Origin of the sequence: Synechococcus sp. W55.1 (assembly GCF_047461655.1) — a bacterium.
Lineage (GTDB): Bacteria > Cyanobacteriota > Cyanobacteriia > Thermostichales > Thermostichaceae > Thermostichus.
Genome location: NZ_JANSHN010000002.1, coordinates 97921 through 112762 on the forward strand (window position 1 = coordinate 97921; position 14842 = coordinate 112762).

General features: G+C 57.9%; 15 protein-coding genes and 1 pseudogene. 6 read left to right on the top strand and 10 right to left on the bottom strand.

Features of this window, described 5'->3' with window-relative positions:
• Positions 1-13: 13 nt before the first annotated feature.
• The 4 genes from NW816_RS01650 to rpsO all read right to left on the bottom strand — a co-directional run bounded on the left by NW816_RS01650 (position 14) and on the right by rpsO (position 4231).
• Positions 14-2008 (bottom strand): ABC transporter ATP-binding protein/permease, encoded by a 1995-nt coding sequence (locus NW816_RS01650; protein ID WP_414408020.1) that lies wholly within the window; start codon positions 2006-2008, stop codon positions 14-16.
• A 183-nt stretch (positions 2009-2191) separates the two neighbouring features.
• Entirely contained in the window at positions 2192-3385 is a 1194-nt protein-coding gene (larC, locus tag NW816_RS01655) for a nickel pincer cofactor biosynthesis protein LarC (protein WP_414408021.1), read from the bottom strand.
• A gap of 96 nt (positions 3386-3481) precedes the next feature.
• The gene (locus NW816_RS01660) at positions 3482-3919 is read right to left on the bottom strand and encodes a photosystem II biosynthesis protein (RefSeq protein ID WP_414408022.1); all 438 of its coding nucleotides are present in this window, start codon (positions 3917-3919) and stop codon (positions 3482-3484) included.
• Positions 3920-3955: 36 nt separating this feature from the next.
• A complete protein-coding gene (gene rpsO / locus NW816_RS01665) occupies positions 3956-4231 on the bottom strand; it encodes a 30S ribosomal protein S15 (protein WP_011431855.1) in 276 nt (91 codons plus the stop codon).
• A 92-nt stretch (positions 4232-4323) separates the two neighbouring features.
• Here rpsO and NW816_RS01670 point away from each other — a divergent pair, with 92 nt between their 5' ends.
• Positions 4324-5007, top strand: a complete 684-nt coding sequence (locus tag NW816_RS01670; protein ID WP_414408023.1) for a HEAT repeat domain-containing protein — start codon at positions 4324-4326, stop codon at positions 5005-5007.
• A gap of 4 nt (positions 5008-5011) precedes the next feature.
• On the opposite strand, the gene apcD is transcribed toward NW816_RS01670, so the two are convergent.
• From apcD to NW816_RS01690, 4 genes are all read right to left on the bottom strand, one after another.
• The gene (apcD, locus tag NW816_RS01675; RefSeq protein ID WP_011431857.1) at positions 5012-5497 is read right to left on the bottom strand and encodes an allophycocyanin subunit alpha-B; all 486 of its coding nucleotides are present in this window, start codon (positions 5495-5497) and stop codon (positions 5012-5014) included.
• 192 nt (positions 5498-5689) lie between these two features.
• Positions 5690-7024 (bottom strand): type IV pilus twitching motility protein PilT, encoded by a 1335-nt coding sequence (locus NW816_RS01680; protein ID WP_414408084.1) that lies wholly within the window; start codon positions 7022-7024, stop codon positions 5690-5692.
• Positions 7025-7295: 271 nt separating this feature from the next.
• Positions 7296-7985, bottom strand: coding sequence for a GTP cyclohydrolase I FolE (gene folE / locus NW816_RS01685; protein WP_414408024.1), 690 nt, complete (start codon positions 7983-7985; stop codon positions 7296-7298).
• Between the two features lie 131 nt (positions 7986-8116).
• A complete protein-coding gene (locus NW816_RS01690; protein WP_414408025.1) occupies positions 8117-8848 on the bottom strand; it encodes an SDR family oxidoreductase in 732 nt (243 codons plus the stop codon).
• Between the two features lie 242 nt (positions 8849-9090).
• On the opposite strand from NW816_RS01690, the gene NW816_RS01695 reads away from it, so the two are divergent.
• The 5 genes from NW816_RS01695 to NW816_RS01715 all read left to right on the top strand — a co-directional run bounded on the left by NW816_RS01695 (position 9091) and on the right by NW816_RS01715 (position 13909).
• Complete coding sequence (locus tag NW816_RS01695; RefSeq protein ID WP_414408026.1) at positions 9091-10314, top strand: ABC transporter ATP-binding protein; 1224 nt, start codon at positions 9091-9093, stop codon at positions 10312-10314.
• Positions 10315-10475: 161 nt separating this feature from the next.
• Complete coding sequence (locus NW816_RS01700; protein WP_414408027.1) at positions 10476-11219, top strand: NUDIX hydrolase; 744 nt, start codon at positions 10476-10478, stop codon at positions 11217-11219.
• Positions 11220-11605: 386 nt separating this feature from the next.
• Positions 11606-11947: a thioredoxin gene (gene trxA, locus NW816_RS01705; RefSeq protein ID WP_011431863.1), complete on the top strand. Its 342-nt coding sequence runs from the start codon at positions 11606-11608 to the stop codon at positions 11945-11947.
• Positions 11948-12074: 127 nt separating this feature from the next.
• Positions 12075-13145 (top strand): LOG family protein, encoded by a 1071-nt coding sequence (locus NW816_RS01710; RefSeq protein ID WP_414408028.1) that lies wholly within the window; start codon positions 12075-12077, stop codon positions 13143-13145.
• 62 nt (positions 13146-13207) lie between these two features.
• Positions 13208-13909, top strand: a complete 702-nt coding sequence (locus NW816_RS01715; RefSeq protein WP_414408029.1) for a phosphoribosylanthranilate isomerase — start codon at positions 13208-13210, stop codon at positions 13907-13909.
• A gap of 16 nt (positions 13910-13925) precedes the next feature.
• Here the strand turns inward: NW816_RS01715 and NW816_RS01720 are convergent, their stop codons facing one another.
• Both NW816_RS01720 and NW816_RS01725 read right to left on the bottom strand, forming a co-directional pair.
• Positions 13926-14453: a DUF4115 domain-containing protein gene (locus NW816_RS01720; protein ID WP_414408085.1), complete on the bottom strand. Its 528-nt coding sequence runs from the start codon at positions 14451-14453 to the stop codon at positions 13926-13928.
• 132 nt (positions 14454-14585) lie between these two features.
• Positions 14586-14798: pseudogene (locus tag NW816_RS01725) on the bottom strand (helix-turn-helix domain-containing protein); the annotation flags it as partial.
• Between the last annotated feature and the right edge of the window lie 44 nt (positions 14799-14842).

Genomic DNA, 14842 nt, shown 5'->3' on the forward strand with positions numbered 1-14842 from the left:
ATCGTCGGCGCTTCTAGCTGGCCAGGGCTAGGCGGGCACCATACTCCTGCACCGACCACAGTTGCCAGGCACAATTCCCCTGCAGCTCCAAAACCAGGTCGTGGTAGGCCAAGAGGGTGGGACGATGGCCGACGCTGATGTAGGTGGTGTTCAAGTGTTGCAGTTGCAGGTAGAGCAGTTTTTCGTTGGCCACATCCAGGGCGCTGGTGGCCTCGTCCAAGATGGCGTAGCGGGGCTGAGTGATCAAAATGCGGGCGAAGGCAAGGCGCTGCTGCTCCCCAAGGGAGAGGGTGCTGGCCCAATCTTTCTCCACATCAAAGCCGCCCACCCGCTCCGGCAAGTCCCCCAAGTTCACCTGGGCCAAGACTCGGATGAGATCTTCATCGGTGAGGTCTCGGCGGCGTTTGGGATAGAGCAGTTGATCCCGCAGGGATCCCAGCAGCATATAGGGTTTCTGGGGCAAAAAGAGCATCTCCTGAGTATCTGGGCGGGCGATGGATCCCTGGCCGTTGGTCCATAGGCCGGCAATGGCCCGCAACAGGGAACTTTTGCCGCTGCCGCTAACACCGACAATCAAAAGCCGCTGGCCGGCTTCCAAGGCGAAGGAGAGATCCCGCACCAGGGTTCGTTCTGAATTGGGGGTGAGCAAAGTGACGTGGTTTAGCGCCAATTGCTGGGCAATGCGAGTTTGAATGTTGCTTTCCCGAGCGCCGGTGTGGCGCAGCGCCGGATCTTCCAGAGACTCGTGAAAGGAGCCTAAGCGGTTGATCCCAGCGGCAAAACTGGAAATGCTTTGAATCTGGTTGGCCACAATGGAGAGGGCGCTCAACACCTGGCTGAAGGCAATGGTGGCTTGGGTAATGGTGCCGAAATCTCGCACGCCGCTGAAGTAAAGGGGGGCGACGATGACATAGGGCACAATGCGGGTGAAATAGTTGTAGGCGTATTGGAAAATATCGATGATGGCCTGCCAGATGATCAGCAAATTAAAATTGCGCAAGGCCGCACCAAAGCGATGCAAAATTTGCCTGAGTTCTTGATCCTCTCCCTGGTAGAAGGCAATGGACTCGGCATTATCCCGCACGTGCACTAAGCTGTAGCGAAAATCGGCTTCGTAGCGCAGTTGATCGAAGTTAATTTTGATCAGCTTGCGACCAGCCAAAATGGCAATGGCGGTACCAATGGTGGCATAGACCACCAGCCCCAACGCCAACGGACGAGAAATGCCATAGAGAATGCCAGTAAAAGCATAGAGGGTGAGAATCGAGTCGAGAATGTCCAACAGGAAGGAGAGGGTGGTGCCGGTAAAGGAGCGAACATCCTCGGAAATGCGCTGGTCGGGGTTGTCGATTTCGGTGTTGGCGGCGTTGGAATCCAGCTCGTAGTAAGCCCGCTGATCGAAGTAGCGATCCAGAAAATGATCGGTCAGCCATTCTCGCCAAAACAGCCCTAGCTTGAGGCGAGTGTAGCGGTAGATCACCAAAATCGGAATGGCTGAGATAATCAGCACTCCATAAATAATCAAAAACTGCCAGAAAGTGGGCTCTTCTTTTTGCTGCAGAGCTGTGTCGATAAACCGAAAGATAAAGCTAATCATCACGTTCAGCCGGTTTACCGTCAGCGACAGAAACAGCAAAAAGGTGAGCAGCGCCCACTGCAACCAGCGCTGGCGAAGCTGCCGCCACGCCGCCCCAAAACAAAGGCTGCTCAGAGCCAAGCTGACCGAGGCCACCCACAGCACCGGCGAGGACAAGTTTCTCTCCGTTTGCGCCACCAATCCGGCTGCCACATTGGTGAAAAACTCCGGGAACAGGGCCTGACCGACCAAAGTCACCCCAATCTCCACAAAGAACATCAGGGCAACCACAAACACCATGGCCGCTGCCAGCAAGCCCAAAAAGATCCAGCCCCCATAGCGTACTCTGGGGTAAAAGTAGGGCTGGGCCACGGTGATAAACCGATCCCACAGTTTGCGGTCGAAGTTAAATTGAGAGGCTTGGGATTCCATTTTTGCGGTCGGCGCAGAGAGCAAGATCGACATCTCCCAGGCTAGCAGGCCATGGGTGCCAATCTGTGTTCAACAGGAGCGGATTCATTGGGGGTGAAACGCGGATCCCCCTTGTCCCATCCAAACCGTCTTGGCTCTGGGTCTTGCTCACCCACACACCCCTTGCTTAAAGCCAGTGTCCCTTCAACCTTGCAACCGGCTTTGCCAAGCCGATTGGGCCGCCAGCCACACCGTCTGAACCGGCACGTGCAATTCCTGGGCGCGGGCCACACAATCGCGAAACTCCGGCTGAGCGTTGACGATGCGGCCATGGTGGCGGGCCACTTTGATGTCGACCAAGCCGTAAGGGGTTTCCACCCGCTCAATGACCCGCTCCAGTAGGGTGCGCTGCTGTTGGAAGTGGCGAATGCCCAGGGTGGTGGTCTCCCGGAAGATGAGATCTTGACACTCCGGCACCCGATCCGGCGGACAGATGACGGTAAGCAGGATCCCCGGCCGCCCCTGTTTCATGGTGATCGGCTGGGTAAACACGTCCCAGGCCCCGAGGGCCAACAACTGCTCGCAGGTGTAGGCAACCACTTGGGGGTTGAGATCGTCAATTTGGGTCTGCAACACCGATACCGTTTCCGTTAGCTCTCCCCCATCGGCTTCCCCAATCCAGAGACGAAACACGTTGGGAATGGGCAGCTCTTGGGCACCGGCCCCACGCCCCACTTTTTCCACCCGCATCGGCGGACAGGGGCCAAACTCTTCCGCCAACGCCACAGCCAAGGCTGCTCCTGTGGGGGTCACCAGCTCGGCTTCCACCCCGTTGCTGAACACCGGCACGCGGCCCATTTCCCACAACTCGATCACCGCCGGCACCGGCACGGCCAATTTGCCATGCTCTGTGCTCACCCAGCCGCCCCCAACAGGATGGGGGGATGACAACACCCGCTCCACCTGCAGCCAATCCAGGCCAATGCAAGTGCCGACAATATCCACCAAAGCATCCACTGCCCCCACTTCGTGAAAGTGCACTTTTTCCACAGGCATCTGATGGACTTTTGCTTCTGCCTGCGCCAACTTTTCAAACACCGCCAGGCTGCGGGCCTTAATGGCTGGGGAAAGCTGGGATCCCGCGATCAAAGCCTGAATCTCTGCCCAATGCCGAGCAAGGGATCCCCCACTCTGGGATCCCAGCACCTCCACCACAGCTTGCAGAGCAGGCTGCCCACACCGCTGCACCCGGCTCACCTGCAGGCTATATTCCCCCTCGATGCCCAACGCCTGGAGCTGACGGTTGAGGTACTCCAAAGGCACCCCGCAATCCAGCAGGGCTCCTAGACACATATCGCCGGCAATGCCCGCCGCACAGTCGAAGTAGGCTATTTTCATGCTGGAGAACTGGGGGTAGCCGCTGCCGCCAGAATGGACTTGGATCCCTCTTGATTGTAGGCAGCAACCGGCCTGGAAAAGGCGACGGGAGAGCAGTTAGGCTTCCCTAGAGTCAGAAGATTCAGAAGATCGAGCAGCAGATTCCCGCCACTGTTGGATGATGTTGCCCAAATTGCGCCGGAATTCTCCAATTCCCAGCAGGGATCCCGGCTCGGGATCCCAGGAAGCCGAGAACACACCGTAGCTGATGCCCAAAAAACCAAGGCCAAACAAAGTTAGCGACTCCGCCAAGGTGAAGTAAGGGGGCAGAGGAACCACGTGGTTGGTCAAGAGATAGTAATTCACAAAAAAGCTGCTCAGACCTAGCCCCGAAGGGATCCCAGAAAACACCAGAATCCGCCGCACCATCCGCCGGCTGACCTCAGGGGGAATCACGGCAACAGGCTCCTTCTTTGCCGGCTTCTTCTCCACCTCAACAGAGGCGGAGGGGGAGCGACGGCGAAAGGTTTTGGACTGGCGGCTGGATTTGCCCACGAAGACAGATCTCCGATAGCGTTTTGGATGGGCTGCCTACTTTTTCACCCGGATGTTCAGCCGTTCGGCCAGCTCCCGGAAGCGGTCAGGAGAATGCTTGGCAATGTAGTTAAGCAGTCGCTTGCGGCGACCGATCATCATCAACAGGCCGCGGCGGGAGTTGAAATCTTTCGGGTTTCTCTGCAGGTGCTGAGAGAGTTGGTTGATGCGGCTGGTGAGCAGAGCCACTTGCACCTCGGCAGAACCGGTGTCGGTGTCGTGCAGTCGATAGCTCTCGATGATCTGCTGCTTCTCTTGTTGCAATAAGGCCATAAGATCAAGGGACTGGATGCACTGCTTCAAGATAATAACATCGGCTTTTCCTCCCTCGCTATGGCCGAGGAGGGTTATGGAGAGAATGGGATATGACAACAACCTCTGGGGATCCTCCGGCACTGCCCGCTTTGCTGGAGCTGTTGAGCTCACAAGACTTGGGAGATCGGCTGCGCGCCGTCAACAAGGCCAGAGAGCTGCCAGGGCCAGAAGCCTTGACGCTGTTGCAGCGAGCAATCACCGATGAGAATGCCCGCGTCCGCTATGCTGCCATCAGCCAGATGGGCACCCTGTCTGGCGTCGATCCGGCTCCACTGTTGCCCATTTTGCAGCGCTCTTTGCGAGAGGATCCGGAGTTCGATGTGCGGGCTGCTGCCGCCGCTGCCCTGGGGGATCTCAAGCAGCCACAGGCCCTGGCCGATCTCCTGGAAGCTTATCGGCGAGAAACGGAGTGGCTGGTACGGTTTAGCATCATCGCTGCCCTGGGAGAGCTGGGGAACCCTGCCGCCTTCGACACTCTGGTGGAAGCTTTGCAGGACAAGAGCGAGCTGATCACCACAGCCGCTGCCGCTGCCTTGGGCGATCTGGGGGATCCGCGGGCCATCCCCTACCTGGATCCCCTCATTGATTCCGACGACTGGCAACTGCGCTACCGCGTCTGCATTGCCCTGGCCAAGTTGGGAACAGAAGCCGCTCGCGCCGGACTGACCCGGCTGGCCCAGGATTCCCAAGAACAGGTGGCCGTACATGCCCGGGCTGCCTTGGGATCCCTGTAGTTCCCTAGCTCATGGCATTGATGATGTAGTCAAAGTAAGGGGCGGCTTCAGCGGCTGCCGCCGGCTCCAACAAGCTGAGGGCAGCTTCCTTCAAAAAGACAATCGCATCGATCATGCCGGCGATGGGTACGTTGAGGGCATTGTACATTTCCCGCACCCCTATCAGGCCGATAGACTCAATCGGCTCTTTGCTGCCGGCAATAATGCCATAGGTCACCAGACGCAGATACCAGTCGTAATCTCGCAAACATTGGTTGTAGCGCTTGTCACCGTAGGCATTGCCACCGGGTTGCACGTACTCGGGCCGCTTGGCGAATAGCTGCTTCTGGGCCTGGTCGATGATGCGCTTTTTGTTTTCTGCGAGCACCTGAGCGATTTGCAAGCGCCTCTCGCCGGTGGTCATGTAATTCCTGATGGCTTCCAGTTCGCTGACGGAGAGGTAACGCAGTTGGTCATCCGCGGTCTCGATGATCTGGTTGATCACGCTCACGGTAGGGATTCTCCTGTTTTCTAACTTGCTTTCAATTCGGTTCATCAATCCAGCAACCCATCCCCCAAGCCCAAGGCTGGCCCAAGAGATGAGAAGGTAGCTTGGCAGGCCAGCGCCGCCGGCTGCTCTCAGTTTAAGATAGGGCTCATCTTCCCTCAAGCACCCCAGCGCGACTCCACCTCGAGACCGACCCTAGATCCGGCCCCGCAGCCATTGGGCCATCTCATTGCGGCGCGGGGCAGCCTCCAGACACACCTCTTCGGTAATCCGCCCCTCTTGGTAAAGCCTAAACAGAGACTGATTCATCGTACACATGCCCTCATAGGAGCCGTCGGCGATCAGTTCCTCAATTTCGTCCACCGCCCCCCGCTTGATGTAGTCGCGAATGGCATCGGTGTTGCGCATGATCTCGTGGGCCGCAGCTCGCTTGCCATCGGTGGTGCGCACTAAGGTTTGAGCGATGATCGCCACCAGGGTTTCTGCCAGTTGCAGGCGCATCGGCTCCTGTTCCTCCGGCTTGTAAATCCCCAGCAGACGCTCGATGGTGCGGACGGCACTGTTGGTGTGCAGGGTTCCAAAGACCAAGTGGCCCGTCTGGCCAGCCTTTAGGGCAATATCCACCGTCTCTCGATCCCGCATCTCCCCAATCAAGATGATGTCCGGATCTTCCCGCAGCGAGGCTTTCAGGGCATTGGCAAACTCCAGGGTGTGGATCCCGACCTCCCGCTGCCGCACCATCGATTTCTTGCTCTGGTGGACAAATTCGATGGGATCCTCGATGGAAATGATGTGTTTGGGAAAGTTGGAGTTGATGTAGTCCACCATCGCCGCCAAGGTCGTGGACTTACCGGAGCCGGTGGGGCCGGTCACCAAAACCAAGCCTTTGTGCTCCTCGGCAATGCGCTTTAGCACTTCCGGTGCCCGCAACTGCTCCAGCGTCAAAATTTTCAACGGGATCAGACGCATCACCATAGCCGGGCCAAGCAGGGAAACAAAGCAGTTGACCCGACACCGCACCAAACCCTCGTACTGGATGGCGGTATCCAGTTCCAAACATTCTTCAAACTGGCGAATTTGGTTCTCCGGCAGGCTTTCCCGCAGCCAGCCATAGAACATCTCGGTGGTGGTGACCGGGTAGTTGGTCAAGAGCATCTGCCCCCGATCCCGAAAGCGAGGCACTTCCCCCACCCCCAAATGAATATCGGAGTAGCCTTTGTCATAGGCTTCCTGCACCAGTTGGCGCAGAGTCAGGCCCGCAGGAGTAGCCGGGGCCACCGGGATCCGACCGGCAGCCGTTGGGCGAGCTGGTGGCGCAAAAGGCGGGGCAGCAGGAGTGGGGACAGGTGGCGACACTGGAGGCCGAGCAGCAGCAGCCGGAGCCGGAGTGGGCGGGGGCATTCGAGGGGGAGCGACAGGATCGGGCACAGGCACAGGCACCTGAGGGGGAGCGACAGCCACACCAGGAGGAAGGGGCCGACCCAGAATGGGGTTGGGGGGGCTTTTGGCGTTGACAGGCCGGGATCCCATCCCTTGGGAAGCTGAACCCAGCACCGGATCCAGTTGCGTTGGGGGCTCCACCGGGGGCGTTTGAGCAGCCGGACGAGGCGGACGCTGCATGACCGGCGGAGCCGGGGGCTTCCAATCGGACTCCACGTCGGTGGGAAATTGATTTTCAGGGCTGACCTCGCTCATGACGGGCCTCGCTTCTGGCAGGGTTTGAGTCGATCTTAGGCTAGTATTCCCAGCCTGAGCAGAGGGTTAACTCAACCCAACCACCGGCAAAGCTCCGGGAAGCTCCCTAAAAATTGGACGGATGGCGAATAAGACTCAAAAACTCCTCACGGGTACGGGGATCCTCCTGAAACACCCCCACCATCGAGCTGGTGACCGTCCAGGAGCCAGCTTTCTGTACCCCCCGCATCACCATGCACATGTGGGTAGCCTCGATAACCACCCCCACCCCGTAGGGATCCAGCACCTCCATCAAGGCCTCAGCAATTTGCCGTGTCAGGCGTTCCTGAACCTGCAGGCGGCGGGAGTACATCTCGACGATACGGGCAATTTTGCTTAGGCCCACCACCTTTTGCTTGGGGATGTAGGCCACATGGGCTTTGCCGATAAAGGGCAGCAGATGGTGCTCGCACAGGCTAAACAGAGACACATCCCGCAACAGCACCATCTCGTCATGGCCCTCATCAAAGATGGCACTGTTCAGTAGCTCCTCCAAAGACTGCCGATACCCACTGGTCAAAAACTTCAAAGCCGCAACCACTCGTTCCGGAGTCTTCTGTAGCCCCTCTCGATGGGGATCCTCCCCGATCCCCCGCAGCAGCGTCTCCACCGCCGCCACCATAGCCGGATCTGAGACATCCGAGCTACCCAATTCTTCTTCCGCAAAAGTGGCTCGATCTCGAATCACCCGAGACTTGAAATGGGCTTTGTCATCCATTCGAGATTGCGAGCCAGATCCGGGTTTCGCAAGGGTCATAGCAGGATATTCCTTGGTTAACGAAAGGCTAAGAGAACTCGGTGCATGCAACTCAGCTCAGGTGGCATCCAGTCAAAGGCTGCGATAGCCAAAACCCTCCCAAGTCACGGGCAACCCCAAACCAGCCAGGTCTAAAAGGCTCCCACCGCAGGCATGAAGGTGAGATCTTCCACCACCGCACCTGTGGGCAACCGAACAATATAGGTAATCAAATCGGCTACCCATTCCGGCGAGAGCATTTTGGAGCGGTCGAAGTTGACCCCTACCGTGCCCGTATCCCAGAGGGACGTGTCCACGGCACCAGGGCACAGGCTGGTGACCCGAATGCCATGCTGTCGTTCCTCTTCGGCCAAAGCTTGAGAAAAGCCCATTAGGCCGAACTTGCTGGCACAGTAAGCTCCCCAGTTGGGAAAAGCTCGCTTGCCCGCAATCGAGATGACGTTGACAATCGTGCCGCAGCGCTGCCGGCGCATTCCGGGAAGTACGGCTTGGGCACACAGAAAAGCTGCCGTCAAGTTCAAGTCGATCACTCGCTGCCAATCCGACAAAGGTAAGGTGGCCAAGGGGCCAACATGGGCTATGCCCGCATTATTGACCAAGACATCGCAGACGCCAAATCGATCCAGGAGAGCCTGCAACTGCTGGGGCAGAGCCGCTAGGTCGGCCAAGTCGATGGGAAAAATCGCTGCCTTGCCGCCCTGGGCTTGGATTTGGGCTTGCACCGCCAGCAGATCAGGTTGGGAACGGGCCACCAGAGCTACTGCTATCCCTTGTCGAGCTAGGGCTAGGGCTACAGCTCTGCCGATCCCTCGACTGGCCCCTGTAATCAGAGCACGTTCGGGAAACTTTGTCTCAAAACTCATTTAGAACAAGCCTCTGGAGTGCGCCACACAAACAAGCGCCGCCCAGGCCTGAGAAACTTCGTTAACTAAGTTTAACACTGATTTTCCGCTGCTTCGCTTGGAATCAGGGCGAGGCGTAGAAACCTTATTCTGTCCTGCTCAAGATCTGGCTGCTGGCTGTTGGATCCCGATCCGGTTGGACGGGATCCGGGGACATGGTAGTGTGGTAAAAATAGTGAAAATCTTTTGCAACAACAACCGTCATGGCTGAGTTCTTGTTTTCTCCAAGTCCCACTGCCGTGCGCGAGGATCCCTCCTACATCCTTCAGCTCGAGGGCATCAGCAAGGGGTTTCCCGGCCAGCGGCAGTTGGTTTTGCGGGAAGTCGAGTTTCGCCTGCCCCAAGGAGACATCCTCAGCATTGTGGGCCCATCAGGTTGTGGGAAAACCACCTTATTGCGCACCATTGCCGGATTTGAGCAGCCGGATAGCGGGCGGATCCTGCTGGGGGGGCAGGTTGTGGCTGGGGAGGGGCAGTGGATCCCACCGGAGCGACGGGGAGTGGGGCTGGTGTTTCAGGATTTTGCCCTGTTTCCCCACTTGAACGTGTTGGCCAATGTGATGTTTGGCCTCCGACCCACTACCCCGTTTGCGTCGGCGGCAGGGGGTGGCAATCGCTCCTCCTCAACTGAGTTGCGAGCTGAGTTGCGAGGCGCTGCCCAACAGGCGCGGGAACGCGCTTACGAGGTGTTGCGGTTGGTGGGCCTGGAAGACTACACCCATCGTTATCCCCACGAGCTTTCGGGCGGGCAGCAGCAGCGGGTGGCTTTGGCGCGGGCTTTGGCCCCCAGGCCTAGCTTGATCCTGTTGGATGAGCCCCTGAGCAATTTGGATGTGCAGGTGCGCTACTACCTGCGGGAAGAAATCCGCAAAATCCTCAAGCAAACCCAGACCTCGGCCATTTTTGTCACCCACGACCAAGAGGAGGCTCTCTGCCTTTCCGACTGGGTGGCGGTGATGCGGGAAGGCCGTATTGAGCAATGGGGATCCCCGGAGGAGGTCTATCGGGAGCCGGCTACTCGCTTCGTGGCAGAGTTTATTACCCAGGCCAACTTTCTGCGCTGTGAGCGGCGGGAGTTTGGTTGGCAGGCTGAAGAGCTGCTGCACATCCCATTCCAGGCTTTGAGGGATCAGCCCGACCCCAGCTTGCGCTGCGCAGAGTTGATGGTTCGCCAGGAGGAGTTGCATTTGCACCCTGATCCTCAGGGAGGCATTGTCATTCGGGATCGGCAGTTTTTGGGGCGAGAGTACCGCTATTGCCTGATCACAGAGACCGGCAAAGAACTGCACGCTCTGGCGCGGGAAGCTCTGCCTGTGGGCACGCGGGTTCAGATCGCTGTCAGACAAGGTCGGCTGTTTCCCCTCGCTGAGGGGTCCTCCGTGGCTGAAAAAGAGCCAAATCGCGCAAAAAGTAAAAGTGTTGCCTGAGTCGGGGTTCTTTTGCACACCTTTAGCAACCCATCTTCCCCGCGACACGAAAGCCTTCGCCCCAGATAGGGCTTAGACTGGCAAGACGGTGGTCCAGGCTGGTAGCTCCCTCTGGAGGGACAAACTGGGTAGGCTGTTGGTGGAGGATTCAGTGCCAAGCTATGCAGGGATCCCGCATCGTGGCAGGCCCATCGGAGAACCGGATCGCCTTGGCGGAGTTCCGGGTGGGCGTGGATGCGGTCATTTTCTCCATCGACACTGAGCAGAATCGCCTTCTGGTGCTGCTGGTGCGGCGGCGGGAGGATCCCTTCCGCGGTTGCTGGGCCCTGCCAGGAACACTGGTGCGGCGCTCAGAATCCCTAGAAGCAGCGGCCTACCGCATCTTGGCGGAGAAAATTCGTGTTAAAAACCTCTATCTGGAGCAGCTCTACACCTTCGGGGGGCCGGAGCGGGATCCCCGCGAGGCCGAGGATGCCTATGGGGTGCGCTACCTGTCGGTCAGCTACTTTGCCCTAGTGCGGTTCCAGGATGCTGAATTGCTGGCGGACGGAGTGGAGGGCATTGCCTGGTATCCCGCCGACCAAATTCCCTCTTTAGCCTTTGACCACGAAGAGATTTGCCGCTATGCCCGCCGTCGCCTCTGCGCCAAGTTGGAGTACAGCCCGATTGCCTTTGACATTTTGCCCGCCACCTTCACGCTAGGGGAGGTCTATCAGCTCTACGGCACCGTTTTGGGCGAGGGGTTCTCCGACTACTCCAATTTTCGCGCCCGCCTACTGAAACTGGGTATCTTGCAAGATACCGGCCAGAAAAGCACCCAAGGCACAGGCAGACCGGCAACCCTCTACCGTTTTGATGCGGCTGCTTTCGAGAAAATCCGTCATAAGCCAATGGTATTTGTCTAAGGGATCCCAGCTCACCAATGCTAATCCGGCCAGTCCAGCCAGATCGTTAACGTTCTCCCCACGGCTAAAGCCGGGGGATTTTTTCCATCGCTCCACGCTCCTCGCGCTTCGTTGCAATGGGCTACACGAGGGCCTATATCCTCGTGGGGGACGCCATCTCCTCAACTACTGAGATGCCAAAACACCCCAGATACTTCTACTTCACCTTTAACGCTGCACCCTTCCATAAGCGGGTGGAGCGAGTCTCCCGTCCTGTCATGAGACGGTGACTTATCCCCAGGCATGAATGCCGGGGCCTGCGACGCCGAGTTTTCGGTCAGCAGCAGCCAGAGAGCTGTGCTAAGATTAGAAACCATGATAGGTATTGTTTCAGGAGTTCTCCAAGCATGTCTGCAGCAATAGATATCGCTGATGCTACCTTTGAGGCAGAGGTGCTGCGCAGCGATATTCCGGTTTTGGTCGATTTTTGGGCACCTTGGTGTGGCCCCTGCCGGATGGTGGCTCCTGTGGTTCAGGAGATAGCTGAGCAGTATGTCGGCAAAGTTAAGGTTGTAAAAATTAATACTGACGAGAACCCTCAAACTGCCAGCCAGTACGGCATTCGCAGCATTCCCACCCTGATGTTGTTCAAGGGCGGCCAGAAGGTGGATGTGGTGGTCGGCGCCGTACCCAAGGCAACTCTGACCACGATCCTGGAAAAGCACTTCGACACACCTGCCGAAGCCTGAGGACAGCCCTGAGGCCAGGAGCCTGGATGTTTCAGAATGTAACTTTTGGGTTCTGCATTGGAACCTGGTTGATATTTTGTGCTGAGAACTGATTAAAGTGAATCCCAGAGAACTTTAGGATCCCAGCTTGACCGATTCTGTTTCTTCCCTTCTGCGAGAGGTTTTTTCCAACGCTGAGACTCGCCTAAAGCAGTTGGAGCATCACCCCAACCGGACAGCCTGGCTGCGTATTTTGCAGTCGCTGCAGCGCATGGGATCCCTAGAGCTGAGCCGTTTGGATGCCAAGATCTTGGCGGCCACTCTTGAGGATCTGGAGCAGGGGTTTGCCGCCTTCCAAAACTACGCTCATCAACGCAAGATCACCGTTTTCGGGTCGGCACGACTGGGGCCAGAAAGTCCCGAATATCGCCAGGCCCAGTTGTTCGCCCACTGCATCAGTCAACGGGGGTTCATGGTGATGACGGGGGGCGGCGGCGGCATTATGGAAGCCGGCAACCGAGGGGCAGGGCTGGAAAACTCTTTTGGGCTCAATATCCAGCTTCCCTTTGAGCAAATGGCCAATCCCGTTATTGCTGCCAGCGATCGGGTCATCAACTTCAAGTATTTCTTTTCGCGCAAGCTCTTTTTTGTTAAAGAAACCGACGCGCTGGTGCTTTTTCCCGGCGGTTTCGGCACTCAGGATGAAGCCTTTGAATGCCTAACCCTGATGCAAACCGGCAAAACCAAGCTCATGCCCTTGGTGCTGGTGGACAGAACAGGTGGCTGCTACTGGAAAGAATGGGACGAATACGTGCGGGAGCACCTGCTTGGTCGCGGCTTGATCAGCCCAGAAGATCTCTTCCTCTACACCCTAACCGACGACGTGGAAGATGCCTGCCAGCAGATTGTCGATTTTTATCGCGTCTTTCACAGCAATCGCTACGTGCGGGAGCTCCTGGTTTTGCGCTTGAACACCAGACTCTCACCGGAAGCCCTAGACATCTTAAACGAAGAGTTTGCCGATATTCTCGATTCGGGCCGGATCGAGCAAACTGGGGCCTTGCCGGAGGAAGCCGAGGAAGATATTGCCCATCTGCCACGGCTGGTGATGCACTTCAACCAGCGCAACTTTGGACGGCTATGGCAAATGGTGCGCCGGATCAACAAGCTTCACTCGGAACAGCCGGATCCTCTGCAAATGCGCCCTGAACAAAAGTAGATGTATCAGCGCTCTCAGAACCATCCAAGAACCAGCAGCCAATTGTTTTGGTGGTGCTCCCAATGGGCCGGTTGTTTGTCAAAATCTGCGGCATCACCCGTCAGGATCAGGCGGAGGCCATCGCCGCGCTGGGGGTGAGTGCCCTTGGGTTCATCGCGGTGCCCAATACCCCCCGCTATTTGCCCCTCTCGGAAATGGCTCGTTGGGTGGGATCCCTGCCCGGCCCTGTGGAAAAGGTGGGGGTCTTCCTGGATCAGGATCCCCGCGCCATCGCCGCCTGGGTGGAAACGGTGGGCCTCACGGCTGTCCAGTTGCATGGCCAAGAATCCCCGCAAGATTGTCAGCAATTGGGGGAATGGCTTCCCGGGATCCGCCGCATCAAAGCCCTGCGCATTCGCCAGCCGGCGGATCTGGAAGTAGCCTATCTCTACCGAGACTGTGTGGAGGTGCTGCTTTTGGATGCCTATCACCCCCAACAGGCGGGGGGAACGGGGCGAACCCTGAATTGGCCAGAACTTGCTCGCCTTTCGCGTGAGCGGGCTCTGCCCTTGCCTTGGCTACTGGCCGGTGGTCTGAACCCGGACAATGTTCTGCAGGCACTCAGCCACCTTCAGCCAAGCGGCATCGACCTCTCCAGTGGTGTGGAACGCCACCCCGGCGATAAAGACATAGACAAAGTCCGACACCTGCTGCAGCAGCTCCGCTCCCAGGGGTGGGAGATTGCTCCTACTCTGCCGCCGATAATGCCAAGCGCAACGGGATGATCATTTGGCTGGGTTCCTACTGCAGCGACTGAATATCCAACCCCGGCTCGAACATCAGCTCTTTCACTTCCCCAAATCGGCCCATCACTCCAAGCTCCCGGTCGTTAAAGGTCACCAACACACCGCCCGCATTGCCGGTACGCAACACGATTGACTGCTCCGCTTCCCAATTCAACTCGGCCCCTGGCTGTAAGGTGGCCTCAAAAACCGTTTGCCCATCGGCGATGACCCGCAACCAGGAAGGGCGCTCCACAACGCGAATATCCAGACGCACCGGCTTGCGCCCCGCCCCCCCTGAGTGAGCTTCCAAGACCTCGGGGAAGACGCCCTGAATGCGCGTCCATTGGTCGAGGGTGGGAAACAGTTGGCGGGCCGTGGGCTGAGCTGCCGACAGAGTGGGATCCGGGGAGTTGGCAGCAGGCGGTTGCTGGCCGGAGCCTTCCCGGCCAACTGTTGGCAGGCTCACCAGCCAACGCCCAAAAGGATTGCCTGTGCCCTCCAAAAGAGCTGATAATCCCCCCACCGTCAGCACAATCAGCACCACATAAGCGGCCCAAAGGTGGAGAGGGCGCAGGGCAAAGGCAGGTTGCTGGCCGACAACAGCAAGAGGAGCTGGCGCGCGGGGGGTTTTGGCCGATAAAAGCGGAGAGGCACGCCGAGAGAGGGTTTCGCCATCCAACCCCAAATAGTCGGCATAGCGCTTGAGAAACCCTTGCACATACACCGGCTCCGGTAACCGGCTCAAGTCAGCTTCCTCCAGCGCCTGCAGATATTGGCAGCGAATGAAGGTATCGTTAGCTACTTCTGTCAACGTCAGTCCCCGTGCCTCCCGTGTTTGCCGCAACAGGGATCCCAGGGCTTCTAAAGAGTGTGCTGGCTCTTGCATCATTTGGCCACCTGCGGAAGAAAGGAGGCTACTGTGAGAGTTTGCAC